Source organism: Acinetobacter sp. TW_SC_4, assembly GCF_054861205.1.
This window is the reverse complement of the sequence record NZ_CM142174.1, coordinates 1,544,413-1,558,101: the sequence shown is the minus strand read 5'-3', so window position 1 is coordinate 1,558,101 and position 13,689 is coordinate 1,544,413. Positions and strand designations below refer to the sequence as shown.

Annotated in this window: 11 protein-coding genes and 1 pseudogene; 6 read left to right on the top strand and 6 right to left on the bottom strand. The window is 39.1% G+C overall.

Going from position 1 to position 13,689, the window contains the following annotated elements; all coding sequences use genetic code 11:
• Positions 1 to 3: 3 nt before the first annotated feature.
• Together ACWM1W_RS07485 and ACWM1W_RS07480 are read right to left on the bottom strand one after the other, a co-directional pair.
• Positions 4 to 468: a DMT family transporter gene (locus ACWM1W_RS07485; protein WP_005235646.1), complete on the bottom strand. Its 465-nt coding sequence runs from the start codon at positions 466 to 468 to the stop codon at positions 4 to 6.
• A 12-nt stretch (positions 469 to 480) separates the two neighbouring features.
• Positions 481 to 909 (bottom strand): DMT family transporter, encoded by a 429-nt coding sequence (locus ACWM1W_RS07480; RefSeq protein WP_004785781.1) that lies wholly within the window; start codon positions 907 to 909, stop codon positions 481 to 483.
• Positions 910 to 1,043: 134 nt separating this feature from the next.
• Between ACWM1W_RS07480 and ACWM1W_RS07475 the strand changes: the two genes are divergently transcribed.
• Positions 1,044 to 1,973: a LysR family transcriptional regulator gene (locus ACWM1W_RS07475; RefSeq protein ID WP_375725445.1), complete on the top strand. Its 930-nt coding sequence runs from the start codon at positions 1,044 to 1,046 to the stop codon at positions 1,971 to 1,973.
• Between the two features lie 362 nt (positions 1,974 to 2,335).
• Here ACWM1W_RS07475 and ACWM1W_RS07470 read toward each other — a convergent pair whose 3' ends face one another.
• Positions 2,336 to 3,130: an IclR family transcriptional regulator gene (locus tag ACWM1W_RS07470; protein WP_375725444.1), complete on the bottom strand. Its 795-nt coding sequence runs from the start codon at positions 3,128 to 3,130 to the stop codon at positions 2,336 to 2,338.
• A 424-nt stretch (positions 3,131 to 3,554) separates the two neighbouring features.
• Between ACWM1W_RS07470 and ACWM1W_RS07465 the strand changes: the two genes are divergently transcribed.
• The 4 genes from ACWM1W_RS07465 to ACWM1W_RS07450 all read left to right on the top strand — a co-directional run bounded on the left by ACWM1W_RS07465 (position 3,555) and on the right by ACWM1W_RS07450 (position 7,535).
• Positions 3,555 to 5,630 carry an FUSC family protein gene (locus tag ACWM1W_RS07465; RefSeq protein ID WP_375725443.1) on the top strand — a complete coding sequence of 692 codons (2,076 nt, stop codon included), beginning with the start codon at positions 3,555 to 3,557 and terminating at the stop codon, positions 5,628 to 5,630.
• 3 nt (positions 5,631 to 5,633) lie between these two features.
• Positions 5,634 to 5,834: a DUF1656 domain-containing protein gene (locus ACWM1W_RS07460; protein ID WP_005235637.1), complete on the top strand. Its 201-nt coding sequence runs from the start codon at positions 5,634 to 5,636 to the stop codon at positions 5,832 to 5,834.
• A gap of 34 nt (positions 5,835 to 5,868) precedes the next feature.
• Positions 5,869 to 6,876 carry an HlyD family secretion protein gene (locus ACWM1W_RS07455; RefSeq protein WP_004785789.1) on the top strand — a complete coding sequence of 336 codons (1,008 nt, stop codon included), beginning with the start codon at positions 5,869 to 5,871 and terminating at the stop codon, positions 6,874 to 6,876.
• Between the two features lie 215 nt (positions 6,877 to 7,091).
• A complete protein-coding gene (locus tag ACWM1W_RS07450) occupies positions 7,092 to 7,535 on the top strand; it encodes a BLUF domain-containing protein (RefSeq protein ID WP_375725442.1) in 444 nt (147 codons plus the stop codon).
• Between the two features lie 203 nt (positions 7,536 to 7,738).
• Here the strand turns inward: ACWM1W_RS07450 and ACWM1W_RS07445 are convergent, their stop codons facing one another.
• Entirely contained in the window at positions 7,739 to 8,029 is a 291-nt protein-coding gene (locus tag ACWM1W_RS07445) for a hypothetical protein (RefSeq protein ID WP_375725441.1), read from the bottom strand.
• A gap of 183 nt (positions 8,030 to 8,212) precedes the next feature.
• Between ACWM1W_RS07445 and ACWM1W_RS07440 the strand changes: the two are divergent.
• Positions 8,213 to 8,592 (top strand): annotated as a pseudogene (locus tag ACWM1W_RS07440) (tautomerase family protein).
• 279 nt (positions 8,593 to 8,871) lie between these two features.
• Here the strand turns inward: ACWM1W_RS07440 and ACWM1W_RS07435 are convergent.
• Together ACWM1W_RS07435 and ACWM1W_RS07430 are read right to left on the bottom strand one after the other, a co-directional pair.
• Positions 8,872 to 11,019 carry a TonB-dependent receptor family protein gene (locus tag ACWM1W_RS07435; protein WP_448765091.1) on the bottom strand — a complete coding sequence of 716 codons (2,148 nt, stop codon included), beginning with the start codon at positions 11,017 to 11,019 and terminating at the stop codon, positions 8,872 to 8,874.
• A gap of 232 nt (positions 11,020 to 11,251) precedes the next feature.
• Positions 11,252 to 13,654, bottom strand: coding sequence for a glucose/quinate/shikimate family membrane-bound PQQ-dependent dehydrogenase (locus ACWM1W_RS07430; RefSeq protein ID WP_005235630.1), 2,403 nt, complete (start codon positions 13,652 to 13,654; stop codon positions 11,252 to 11,254).
• Positions 13,655 to 13,689 lie beyond the last annotated feature (35 nt).

The window sequence follows — 13,689 nt, the reverse complement described above, 5'->3', positions numbered from 1 at the left end:
CTCTTAATTTTCAGCTTGTGCTTTGGCTGCAATATTACTTTTATAGATAAAAAATAGTGCAACGGCTAATAGAGCAATTGCTGCTAGTCTGGAACCATCTAAATGAATCACCGGATTATTCAACCATCCGAAATGGTCGATAAGCAGACTCATTAATAACTGTCCACTAATGACGGCGACAGTGGTGGCAGCAGCGCCTAGTCTAGGCATGGCAAATACAATTGTAAGCATATAGGCTACGCCAAAAAATGCGCCTGTTAGCTGCCATCTTGGTGCGGTGAATAAATTCAACTCATGGTTTGGTTCAAGAAAGAAAGCAATTAGAAAACTGACTAAAGCACCTAAAACAAAGGTCAGCCAAGAACTTTCTAATACGCCTACTTTAGCACCTAGACGACCATTAATTGAAGATTGAGCACATAAAACTGCTCCGCCAAAAATAACGACTAATAACATTATATAAATCATGGAGAAGCTTCCTTATTGAATAAGCCATAATGCAGCTAAAATAGCCACCAGCGCGCCAATACGATATTTATCTACAGCCCGTTTATGACTACCTAACAAACCCCAGTGATCAATAATAAGACTGGTCGCAACCTGGCCAAAAAGGATGCCCACCATGGTGAGGCCAACGCCAATATGAGGTGTTGCTATAGTTAAAGCTACTACATATATAGGGCCTAATATGCCACCAGTCAGTTGCCACCGTGGCTGCTTGAACATGAGAGAAAGTTTTGGACGGCTAAAGATCAGTCCGAAAGTTAAGAGCAGTGAACCGATCGCGAAAATTCCCAAGGTGGCCCAGAAATGGCCAATTTCTTCCCCGAGTGGACCCAGTAAACCCGCTTCAACAGATAACCCCATACCTGCAAGAACGACTAATGGGAAAATCCACAACTGTTTCATATATGCTTTCCAAAGGAAGAAAGCACCGAATTATATTCTCTTATCTAAAAGCTACAATTCCGTAATTTTTCAAAACATAATTGCTATTATGACAATAATAAAATGATTAAATTAAATTCAGGGATAGATCAGGTATGCAACTCAATGCATTACGCTATTTTGTGATGGTAGCAACCACAGGCAGTTTTTCAGCCACAGCAAAGCATTTTCAGGTTCCATCTTCCTCAGTATCTCGTTTTATTTCCAAACTTGAACAGGAAATTGGACAGCAACTTTTTTATCGTAATACACGCTCTGTCCGGCTGACTGACATAGGAGAAAAGTACTTTGTGCAAATTAAGGAAGTGCTTGATACGCTAGATCTGGCCAATGAAGAAATTTCTGGTAGAAATGCGATCAGAGGATTAATTCGCATCAATACGGCGGTTGCGCTGGGAAGGCTACATATATCGCGTATAGTGAATAACTTGCATGATAGCTTACCAGATCTTTCAGTCGAGCTGATCTTGACGGATACTTTTATTGATCCTGTACAAGAAGGTGTAGACATTGCCATACGGATTGGCTCATTACAAGATTCGGCATTAATTGCACGCAAGGTCTGTGATCAACAATATGTGCTGTGTGCGAGTCCTGCATATCTTGGAAAGTATGGAACTCCACATTCCCCACACGAGATTCAGAATCATCAATGTCTAGTGTATAAGGGCGTTTCAGGCAGTCAAAGTTGGTATTTCCGTCAACAGGAGCATGACACTCCGATTTTAATTGAGCCACAAGGACCTTTAAGAAGCAATAATGCAGAAGTCCTGGTAGATGCGGCATTGGAAGGACGGGGGATTGTATTATTTCCAACCTGGATTTTTATGGAAGACTATTTCAAAACACATAAACTTGTTCAACTTCTTCCTGACTGGATCAGTACAGTAGAGCCTTATTCTATAGGGATTCATCTGGTTTCTCCTGAAAACAGAATTCGTTCGCAAAAGGTTAGAACTGTGCTTGATTTTATTTTAAAAGAAATTGGAGATCCGCCGTACTGGGATAATATTCTTAAGCTATAAAGATTTTATGATTCAATTATAGGAAGCTTAATGGGCTTCTTAGTTATCTCGTTTTTGATCAAGAAGGATTCTAAAGCAGAGCTAAAATTAAAAGCATAAAATGGATGAATTTATACGATTTCAAATTTCTAACTTTAGATTTTATCTACACATCGCAATTGTAAAATTCTTAACTTTCCTTAAATGTATCCGCATTATTGTTATAAATCCAAAATTAAAATAAAAAAGCCTATCTCATTCGAAATAGGCTTTTTTACCTCTGAGGAATCTTCTCGCCATTTAATTCAGTAAGAATGCTATGGCTTAAAGACTGATAATCATATTATGAGAATATGAATAGTTTTTCAAACATAATTTAAATTTTATTTGGTTAAATTATTACGAATATCTGTTGTACTTTCAGGATGGTGGAGGAACTTATTTTCAATAATCTGTGCTTTCTCCTGAAGAATTTGTACTAACTTTTCTAGATTTACAAAATCAAATCTATTTTTTGAAGCTAATAAAGTAAGCGCTAAAGGTGGCTCTTTAAGAGAGAATTTAACTGGCACAGACAAACCGGCAACTTGAGGATCAAGTTCACCACTAGAATAATAATACCCCTGTTTTTTGATCTTTCTCATTTGTTCCATAAAAGCGGTTTCATTCTGTACAAATCCCACTTCTGCAAATGCATCTGCATAACGTTGGTAATAGTCAAGCAACGCTTGTTTCGGTAAATGTGCCATGATGACTTTTGACGATGAGCCTACATAGACAGGACGTGGACAACCACGCCCGAATGAAAGCAGATGTGCATTTTTAAAGACTTCGTCATGTAAGTCGATACAAGAATCATAATTGAGATGAGTCAATATACAAGAGAACTCAGTCCGTTCGACGATTTCCTGCATAAAGGGAATGCTGATCTGTACCAAAGGATCAGTTTTTCTTGAAATATAATCCAGAACAGCAATTTTTGAACCCAAGGTGTAGTCACCGGATGTGCCACTGATGCGCTGTAATAATTCAGCCGATACCAATTCTTTTAAATAGCGATAACTGGTAGGTTTGGAGAGGTTTAATTCTTCACTGATGATATCTACATTAATCACTGAACGTGATAATGAAAATAGATCGAGAACCGTAAGAATTTTTCCAAAACTTGCTTGCGCCATAAAAAACCTGAAATGCTGACCATTGAAAAAGATGATGACTCACTTTAGCTTAAAAGAGGGTAGTAGAGGCAATTATTTATCTTAAATTCTCGAATCATGAGGATATAGGAAGAAAAGAGATAAATATTCAGCATAACGGCCTATGCAATGATAAAAAAATCATACTTATTCTCATATAGAGATATTTTTATTGACAATAAAGCGTTTATTTGAAAAAATTAATTACATAAATATCCAATGATGAATAATTAAGCAAAGTGTTATCTTTTGCTTTTTATATTTTCATCAGACAGTTTCAGTTTAATCAGCTGAATATTCTAATTTTATAGCCTTTCAACAAGTAAAAATTTTGTCACTGAGCTCTTTGGGCTTGGTGGGCAGGTTATTTACTTTAGAAAATAAAATAAGCTCTTAGAGAGAAACCATGCTGCTTATAAAATCTTTACTCGCATTTCGTCCAAATAAAATGGACTGGATTTTTGCGACTAAAACGTTTGTGGCTGGTATTTTGGCGCTCTACGTTGCGTTGATTTTGGATCTTGCTTATCCGATTTGGGCTATTGGCACAGTTTTCGTTATTGCCAATCCTTATACGGGTATGACCGCTTCAAAAAGTATCTATCGTGTACTAGGTACTTTATTAGGCGCAATTGTGGCAGTTGCAGTTACTCCTTGGCTAATCAATACACCGTGGTTGTTTACGCTGTTTTTATCCTGCTGGGTTGGCCTCTGCTTATATTTCTCTCTGCTTGATCGTACACCGCGCAGTTATATACTGATGCTGGCTGGATATACGACAGTCATCATATGCTTTAATATCATTTACTTTATTGATACTGCTTCATTATTTGACATGGCGGTAGGGCGTTTTCTGGAAATTACCATTGGCGTCGTTTGCAGCGCGATTGTGACAACGACGATATTTCCAATGCATATTGGCCCCGCAGTGAAAAGTCGTGTCAGTAAAACCTTAGCGGATACTCAGCAGATTTTTAATAAAATTCTATTAGAACCACGTCAAGACCAGAACTACACAAAAGCTTTGAGTCAATTGGCTGCAGATATTGCAGATATTCATGTCATGGCTGTGCATTTAAGCTATGAAAAGTCGGCTCTACAGGGAATGACCAAACCACTGCAGGAAATGCTGAACCAGATCACAATGCTGGTGAGTAATTTGGTGGCAATGTCAGAACGCATGCAACAGTTAGACTTCATTGATACAGGATATCGCCAGTCATTAGCAGATTTACATTCCAAAATTAATACATATCTAACTGATGAACATGCATTAAAAGAGTCTGAACTGAATCAGCTTCCTGCTGATTTTGAAACAGATTTCCTGAAAATTTTTGAACATTCAAAAGATGATCAAATTGTGATATTGAAAAGCTTGAAAATGGATATCCGCCATTTCATTCAGAATATCCATGCAATTAAGTTGATCTGGCAGCGAATCCAACAAGGGGATACTTCACTGCCTGAAATGATTGTTCCACTTACTACAAACTATCCAACTCTGCATCGTGATCATGGTGTAGCAGTGCGGGGCGGGGTTTCTGCATGTCTCACTGTTTTTATTGCTACTGCCTTTTGGATCTTAAGCGGCTGGAAAGCTGGATTTATGCTGGCTGAAATGGCTGCAATTAGTGCATGTATATTAACAGCGCTGGATAATCCGGTGCCTGCATTAAAGCTGTTTATTCGTAGTAGCTTATATGCTTCGATCGTGATCTTCATATATGCCTATGGAATTTTTCCAAATATTATAGAGTTCTGGCAGTTAGCACTTGTACTTGCACCATTCTGCATATATTGCCTGATGCTTTTTTTGCATCCACCCTTGGTTGGAATTGGTTTGCCTTTGTTGATGGGTACGATCATGGGGCTGAATTTTCATAACCGTTATACACTCGATCAAATTTCTTTCTTCGATGCAGCGATTGGTACAGTGATTGGGCCAATCATCGCTGTATTTATTATCCATATGATCCGTGCAATGTCTCCAGATATAACCGTACAGCGCATTTTGGCCATTCATAACCGAGCCATTCGTCAGGCACTGTATATTCCTTATGGGGTACGGTTCCGTATTCATTTACGTACGATGATTGACCGCATCGGGGTATTAAATACTAAAACAGTAGAATCTGAAGATCTGAAAAATAAAATCAATCAGGCACTCATTGAATCCAGCGCCGTCGTGGATCTGGCACGGTTACAAGAACTCATACTCAAGTTACCTGAACAGCAGCCTTTGACCCAGCAACTCGAAGATCTTCAAATACAGCTGGATGAATATTTTCGTGCCAAAGAAATTGGACAAAATTATGATGCTGCCTTCACACAGTTAATTAACAAAATACAGGCTTTGGAAGCAGATCTCATCATGCAGGAACATACAGATGTTGTAGAACGGCTGCATATTTCACTCAACAATATTCGTAGCAGCTTATGTCATATCAAGACACCGCCAAGATATGCAGGCGCAGGAGATTAATACATGGGAGAGCTGAATATCTATGGTGTGTATGTGCCGATTTTATTGATTCAAGCTGTGATTGCCTATGTACTGCTCAGAATCTTGATGAAGTGGCTAGACAGACTAGTCGCAAATGACTGGATCATCATGCCGAATATTTTCTATTTATGCACTTACGTACTTTTGCTGGGCGCCGTCCATTGGGCAGGCTTATTACTATGAGGTCTGATATTAAAATGATTGAGGAAAACCGTATATGACATCTGTCAATTTACGCAAATATTTGCGACCTGTACTTTTGACGGTAGTGGCTGTTCTCGCCATTTTAGTGATTCGACATATCTGGAATTATTATAATTCTGAGCCATGGACGAGGGACGGGCGTGTACGTGGTGATGTAATTCAGGTGTCATCAGATATTTCAGGCCTGGTCACAGAAGTCCTGGTGCAGGATAACCAGACCATCAAGAAAGGGCAGCCTTTATTTAAAATTGATGTTGAACGTCAAGAACTGGATGTTCAAGAAGCTCGTGCGGATCTTGCGAAAGCAAAAGCAGGTCTAGCGCAAGCTGAGGCTGAACTGGTGAATGCTAAAGCCAATGTCGTGAAATCCCAAGCAAATATTCATCTGGCAGACAAGAATGCAAGTCGTTATTCAAGCTTAATGGATGGTGCTATTTCAAAACAGGAACAGGATCAAATTTTTGCTGCACGAGATGAATCACATGCCGAGCATGAGCAGTCTTTAGCTGCAATCGAACAGGCCAAAGCGAATATCGAACAGCAAAAAGCATTAATACAAGTCGCCGAGAATAACCTCAATCTCGCGCAACTTAATTTACATCGTTCAGAAGTTGTTGCCCCGGCAAATGGGACATTATCAAATTTTGAATTAAAAGAAGGGAACTATGTCAAAGTTGGCCAAGCAGTTGCCGCATTACTAGATCGCAAGCAGCTCTATGTAGTGGGTTATTTTGAAGAAACCAAACTGGATAAAATTTACGTGGGAGCACCAGCTACAATTCAGCTGATGGGTGATTCGCAAAAACTTAAAGGCCATGTGCAAGGTATTGCCTCGGGGATTGAAGATCGTGAGCGTACTGCTGGTTCAGGACTTTTAGCGAATGTGAATCCAACTTTTAGCTGGGTGCGTTTAGCCCAACGTGTCCCTGTTAAGATTATTCTGGATGAGTTACCAAAGAATGAACTTGCCTTCGTTGCAGGGCGAACAGCAACAGTACATATAGAAAAGCAAGAAAAATAAACTGACCTGTAATTCAATAACACAAGGTTCTTTACGAAAAGAGAACCTTGTCATGAATCCTGATTTAAAAGATCAAATAGCTATATAAAAACAGTAATAATAAGAAGTATGTAATTTGACCATTAAATTACCTTGTCATTACATTTTTATTGACCATTCGTTCAAATTTTTATATTTTCGTATGGATCTTTTTTAAGCAGGAGGAAATTTTTATTATGAATGATGTAAGGCTTTCATATGTAAGTAAGTTCAAAGATGAGAGATACTCTACTTCTGAACTTTATAATATTTTAACAGAAGCCTTAGAATTTAATGAGTTACACAAAATTTATGGCGCACTCTATTTTGGTAATAATTATTTTGTCCAGTGTCTGGAAGGTACTGAAGAAGATGTAAAAGACCTTTTCTACAATCGAATAGTCAAAGATCCACGCCATAAGAACTGTGAAATTCTCTCTTATGAAATAATCGACTCATATCTTTTTTCCAGTTGGCACATGAAGTATGCCAATGTCCATAATGATCTCATTGAGTTCTTTATCAAGAATCATCATGATGGATTTAATCCTTATCTCCTGGAACCAGACACTATTCCTGCTTTTATAGAATTACTCAGACAGCACGAAGATGATTTATACAAAGCTCAGGTGATGGCTTAGTCAGATTAAGATGTAACATGTGATATGTTAATTTAAAGAAATTGCTATATTATATGTTATATTTATAATTTTAAGTTTTTGAAATTTATAAAATAATTAAATTTTCAGTTTAAAAAAATAGAGATGGTTAACCATCTCTATTTCTAATGGATTTAAAATTCCGAGACAACTTAAATAAATTTCAGCACTTCAAGTCTCAGTATTTAAAATATTTCCTGATTACATATTTCTATTCTTGAAATAAAATCGAGAGGCATAGTTAGTCTTTCAGCAGTTATTGTTTCAAAATGAACCCAGATAGCTGCGTCTCTATTCTCAAAACTAATACTTACAAGCTTAACCAAGTCATAAGGTTCAACATTGTGAGTCAAGATAATATTATAAAAGTGATCTGAGCGTACGTAAGAGATAAGCATTTGATGAATAGCTACTTGTTCATCGCTACTTAGCTCACTATATTTACTTAGTTCAGGTAAATTATGTTGTCTGTTCACTTTAGTCCTTATCAATCTTCAAGTTTTTTATAGAGGACCAAAATTTTAACAATTTAGACAGGGCAGCATTTAGTTGTTTTGTATAAATAATTGAACTTTTTATGAATGATGCTGAACAACAATGCCAGCCAGATTAAAGCCCACACTATAATTAAAACTGTAACTATAAGAGCGTAGAAAACAATGTCTCAAATAAAAATTTATGCTTTAAATGAAACAATCGAAGTATATTGAATAAAGCTATCCATCAAGCTTTAATCAAAGAGCGAAGTGATCCCGAGGAAAATATTTTTCAACGATTTATACCTTTAGAGTCTGAAATTTTATTTATCCAAAGGATCGATCTAGATTTTATATCATTATCGAGGTTTCAATGTTTGAAGGAAGAACGAAGAGGCCAAAAGAGTATTTATTTAGGCTTTTATTAAAAATATAAGTCATTTATGTGGGATTAAATCTAATGATATTGAAATAACCATATTTGAAACTTTTAAAGAAAACTGGGGGGTATTCGAGGGAAAATTGCGGATGAGCTTCATCTAGGTTATGAGGCAAATATTTAATTGATTTATATAAAGAAAACCTTAAGACTAATCTTAATATCTACGTTCAACGCGAATAGGATGAAAAAGAGATATTAACTAATTGGTGAGTGCTGCATACAGAAATAGGCTATATGCATAATATTTTATTTAACATAATATACATTATACGAAATGAATTATATATTAGCTTTAAATAGAAATGTCCGCCTTAGATTTGCACTTATTGCTTATCTTGGCGGACACTCATATGTGAATATTAATCTTAAATAAATTGAGAAAGCTTAAATCAGATTTAAATTAAAACTGTTTTGTCACGCTTAACCCAGCACTCCAGTTACGACCTTCTGCAGGTTCATAGAAACGACCATTGCTTTCATTGACAATGACTGAACCTGAATAATCCTTATCAAACAGATTATCTACGCGTGCAAACGTTTTTATAGATAAATCTTTGACATTCCAGTTATAGCCTACATTAGCCCCAGCCACTGTATAACTTGGTGCAACTTCAGAATTAATATCATTCACAAAAATTCGGTCTGAATAACGCACATCAAGACCTGCATTAAAGCCATTTTCAGGTTTCCAGCCTAGACTGACAAAAGCCTGATTTTTAGCAATTCCAGGAATATAATTACCTGACGAAACTGCAGCTACTGTACCAATTGCTGGAATATCGGCATCAAATGTTGCATCAATATAGCTATAGCTGGCTTGAGCTGTTAGATCACGCCAAAGATCTTTATTCCAAGATAGCTCTAATCCTTTTCTTAGAGTTTTATCTGCATTACGAAACGTTGAGCGCCCGCCATCACTTCCCGCAGAAACAATGTCATTTTTGGTTTGAGTCTGAAATGCTGCTAAGGTCATATCACCAAAGCGATTCGCAGATTTTAATCCTAGCTCATAAGTTTCACTTTCAGCCGCTTTTAAGCTTAGTACATCGTTGCTACCATCAGCCGGATAAGCCATTTCGGTAAATGTTGGTGTTTCAAAACCTTGTGCATAGCTTGCATAAGTCATTAAATCAGGAAGAATTTTCCAACTTAATGCAACTGAAGGCAGTAATTTCTCATAAGTCGTTTTACCTGAATTATCGCCATTGCTTAGGTATCGATCTTCAGATTTAAAATGCACATTGCTATAACGCAAACCAGCATCTAGCGTCCAATCTGGCGCAAAGTTATAAGATGCTTGAATATAAGGATCTGCATTCCAAAGCGTATTGTCTTCATTACGACGGAGTTCACCTTTAACGCCTAAAGTATTACCGACAAAGTTTTGATAGCCTTTACGGTCTTCGGTCATGCCATCAATCGCCACCCCAGCAATCAATTTTAAGTTATGTATAACCTCTTTACCCATCCAACGGATATCTGCACCATAAAAGTTACGATCAAAATCAATGACACCACCCGCATGCTTTTTACCCAGCTGGATTGTATTAGGGATACAAACATCTGTGTCCTTAACATAAGCACATTTAGGCGTTGATTGATATTGGGTTACAGAACGCTGACCAGCATAGACCATTGCATAAATTTCATTTAATTCATTGATGGGTTTATTCCATGTTAAGCCAGTTTGCACTTGCTCAATTTCTTTACGTGCATTATATAGCAACACATTCGCTGCGACCTGTTCAGGATTTTCTCGCCATTGATCTCGAGTTAAACCACCTGGATCATCTGCTGCAATTTTGACATAGTTATTGATCCAATTAATTTTAGAGCCATCGTCCAGATCCCACGTCAGCTTGGCATTGTTCAGTACTTTATGTGCACCACTATGATCACGAAAACCATCCGTATCAAAATAAGATGAACTGATGATATAGCTTGGTTCAGAAGCATTTTCTGAACCACCTTGTAGCACCAGGTTCGTTTGGCCTTTATTCTGACTGCCACCCGAATATCCCAAAGTGACTGAATCAGGTCCCTGTCCTTCACGGCTTTGTGTCAGGATGGTTCCGCCAGAAGAATTACCATATAGCGAAGAAAATGGCCCACTCAGCACTTCAATATGATCCAAACTATTCAGGTCAATATTCGAGGTTTGCCCCTGCCCATCCGGCATAGTCGCAGGAATACCGTCTACATATAAACGTACTCCTCGCACACCGAAAGTCGAACGCGCACCGAAGCCCCGCATTGAGATCTGTAAATCCTGAGCATAATTTTCGCGGTTATTCAGCTGCAAACCTGGTACACCTTTTAAGGTTTCAGACAGATTTACATTCAGGCTATTCTGTTGTTCCTGATTCAGATAATAGGTAGATGCCGGTGTTTCCAGAATGGCACGATCTGTACGGGTTGCTTCAACCACAATGGGAGCCAGTCGCTGTACCTCTGTAACCGGTTCTTCCGCATAAATTCCTTGACTGATACAAGCAATCAGACAGGATAAAGTCGATTTCATCGGCAACCGCGTGGTATGAAGGTGCATAGCTAATATTCCTGATATATGGCATTCACTCATGCCATGGGAGTTCAAACGTTTTAAAAGTGTCTTATTAATTTTAAAGACTCAGCATCTGCATAAGATCAAACTGAATACTTGCAGGAAAGCTGAGCTAAAGGTTCATGATTTTCTAATCAAGCTTTATTGTCATAACAGCCTGTATTTTGCATAAAAAAGCCTGACGAATCAGGCTTTTTTACTTAACTATAAAACTTCATTATTTATTGTCAGGTAGTGCATAGGCAACCAAAGAGTCACCCATTTTGGTACCGAAGGAACCGTGACCACCCGCCATAATCACAACATACTGCTTACCATTGGCTTCATAAGTCATTGGCGTCGCTTGACCACCTGCAGGTAGACGACCTTTCCACAGCTCATCACCATTAGTCACGTTGATCGCACGGATGTAATTGTCTTGAGTTGCACCGACAAACATCACATTACCTGCAGTCGAGATTGGACCACCTAACATTGGTACACCCATTTTAAATGGAGGTAATGGAATGCCCGGCATACTGTCACGAATCGTACCGATACGACGTTTCCAAGCGATTTCATGATTGGTCAGATCAACACCAGCCACATAACCCCATGCAGGTTGCTTACATGGTAAGCCGAATGGAGAGAGGAAGGCACTGATTTCAACACCATAAGGCACGCCATACATTGGCTGTACCCCCGCTTCAGTACCTGCACCTTTGGCAGTCTGCTTACGGTTCGGATCTTGCGGAATCAGACGAGATACAAATGGCAAACCAATTGGATTGGTTAATGCGATTTGACGGTCTGGGTTGACTGACATACCGCCCCATTCGAATACACCGAGGTTACCCGGGAACACTAACGTACCATTTTCAGAGGGTGGCGTATAAATACCGTCATAGTTTAATTTCTTGAACGATACACGACACATCAACTGGTCAAACATAGTGGCACCCCACATGTCTTTATCAGTCAATTTATCTTTAGGTGCCAGGTTAAAGTCAGAGAATGGTTGAGTTTTTGAATACCATTCGCCTTTGGTTTGTGGACCGCGTTTTACTGACTGAGGTACTGGTTTTTCAGTAATCGGAACGATCGCTTCACCTGTACGACGGTCTAATACAAAGGCATTACCGGTTTTGGTCAGCACATAGATCGCTGGAACCATTTTCCCGTTTTTGTCTTTGATATCAGTCAATGTCGGTTGAGCGGGTACATCCATATCCCACAAGTCGTGGTGAGTAGTCTGGAAGTTCCAGATCAATTTACCGGTAGATGCATTAATCGCCAGCATAGAGTTCGCATAACGCTCGTCTAGCTCAGTACGGTGACCACCGTAGATATCCGGTGTACCTACACCTGTTGGTACATAGACGATATCCAGCTGTGCATCATAAGCCAATGGCGCCCATGCGTTTGGAGAGTTATTTACGAATTTTTGACCAGGAGCTGGAATCGCGTTTGGATCTTCTGCGCCAGTATCAAATACCCAGAGCAATTCACCAGTATTTACATCATAACCACGAATGACACCTGAAGGTTCTTCAGTTGAATAGTTATCTGTGGTTGAACCGGCGATAATAATAGTTGTACCTGTCACCACAGGAGGTGAAGTCGGGTTATAACCGCCTGGATATGGGAATGGCATGTCTTTTTGCAGATCGACTTCGCCGTTATTACCAAAGTCGGAACATACCTTACCAGTAGTTGCATTGACCGCCACCAAACGTCCGTCATTCACTGGTAAGATTACTTTCTGAGGACATTCGGCAGACGTAGTTGAACGCGCAGCCAGGCTGCTTTCAAAACCTGCAGTATTGTTCGCATCATAATAAGATACGCCACGGCAAGTTAAATGCTGGAAGGTATTGTCCGCTTTCAGCTTAGGATCAAAACGCCATTTTTCCTTACCCGTCGCAGGATCAAGTGCAATCAGGTACTGGTGAGTGGTACACATAAACAGGTTATTACCCACTTTAATCGGGGTTACCTGATTCGTAGTTTCACCAGAATCTTTATCCGTTTTTACATCACCGGTATGAAATTCCCAAGCTAACTCCAGATCTTTTACGTTATCAGCAGTAATCTGTTTTAATGGAGAATAACGTAAACCTGACTGAGTACGACCATAAGCAGGCCAATCTTCATCGGCAATACCCGGAATGGCTTGATGGACTGCAGGTTGCTGTGATTTTAATTCGCCACGGATTTCTTGCGGGTCATTAAATACAGAGTAAATCATGACAGCAATCGTAATTGCCAAGGAGCCAGTCAGCGCCATTTTTGCCGCTTTGCTGTCGCCAAAACCGCGAGTCACTGCAGGAATCAGCAGAGCCAGACCGAATAGGCCTAAAATATCTAGACGTGGTGCCAGTGCAAAGAAGTCTGAACCCACTTCCCAAAGCCCCCATACCACTGTACCAAGGACCAATACTGCATAAACAATAAGAGCTGTGCTTTTACGTTTTTGTAATAACACTGCTGTCGCCAGGAAGAACAGACCGGCAATGATGTAGTACCAAGACCCACCAAGTGTTGCCAGATATATTCCTCCAAATAGCAGAACCAAACCGAAAATGGCAGCAATAGCTGCCAGAATCGTTTTCAGTACTGAACCTGAAGACGAAGTATTCATATTGAACACCTTTTTTTTGATTTCTTGAACGTCTA

Excerpts from the sequence above, each read along its gene's own strand:
- ACWM1W_RS07485 (WP_005235646.1), bottom strand. The coding sequence starts at position 468 with ATGATTTATATAATGTTATTAGTCGTTATTTTTGGCGGAGCAGTTTTA.
- ACWM1W_RS07480 (WP_004785781.1), bottom strand. The coding sequence starts at position 909 with ATGAAACAGTTGTGGATTTTCCCATTAGTCGTTCTTGCAGGTATGGGG.
- ACWM1W_RS07475 (WP_375725445.1), top strand. The coding sequence starts at position 1,044 with ATGCAACTCAATGCATTACGCTATTTTGTGATGGTAGCAACCACAGGC.
- ACWM1W_RS07470 (WP_375725444.1), bottom strand. The coding sequence starts at position 3,130 with ATGGCGCAAGCAAGTTTTGGAAAAATTCTTACGGTTCTCGATCTATTT.
- ACWM1W_RS07465 (WP_375725443.1), top strand. The coding sequence starts at position 3,555 with ATGCTGCTTATAAAATCTTTACTCGCATTTCGTCCAAATAAAATGGAC.
- ACWM1W_RS07460 (WP_005235637.1), top strand. The coding sequence starts at position 5,634 with ATGGGAGAGCTGAATATCTATGGTGTGTATGTGCCGATTTTATTGATT.
- ACWM1W_RS07455 (WP_004785789.1), top strand. The coding sequence starts at position 5,869 with ATGACATCTGTCAATTTACGCAAATATTTGCGACCTGTACTTTTGACG.
- ACWM1W_RS07450 (WP_375725442.1), top strand. The coding sequence starts at position 7,092 with ATGAATGATGTAAGGCTTTCATATGTAAGTAAGTTCAAAGATGAGAGA.
- ACWM1W_RS07435 (WP_448765091.1), bottom strand. The coding sequence starts at position 11,019 with ATGCACCTTCATACCACGCGGTTGCCGATGAAATCGACTTTATCCTGT.
- ACWM1W_RS07430 (WP_005235630.1), bottom strand. The coding sequence starts at position 13,654 with ATGAATACTTCGTCTTCAGGTTCAGTACTGAAAACGATTCTGGCAGCT.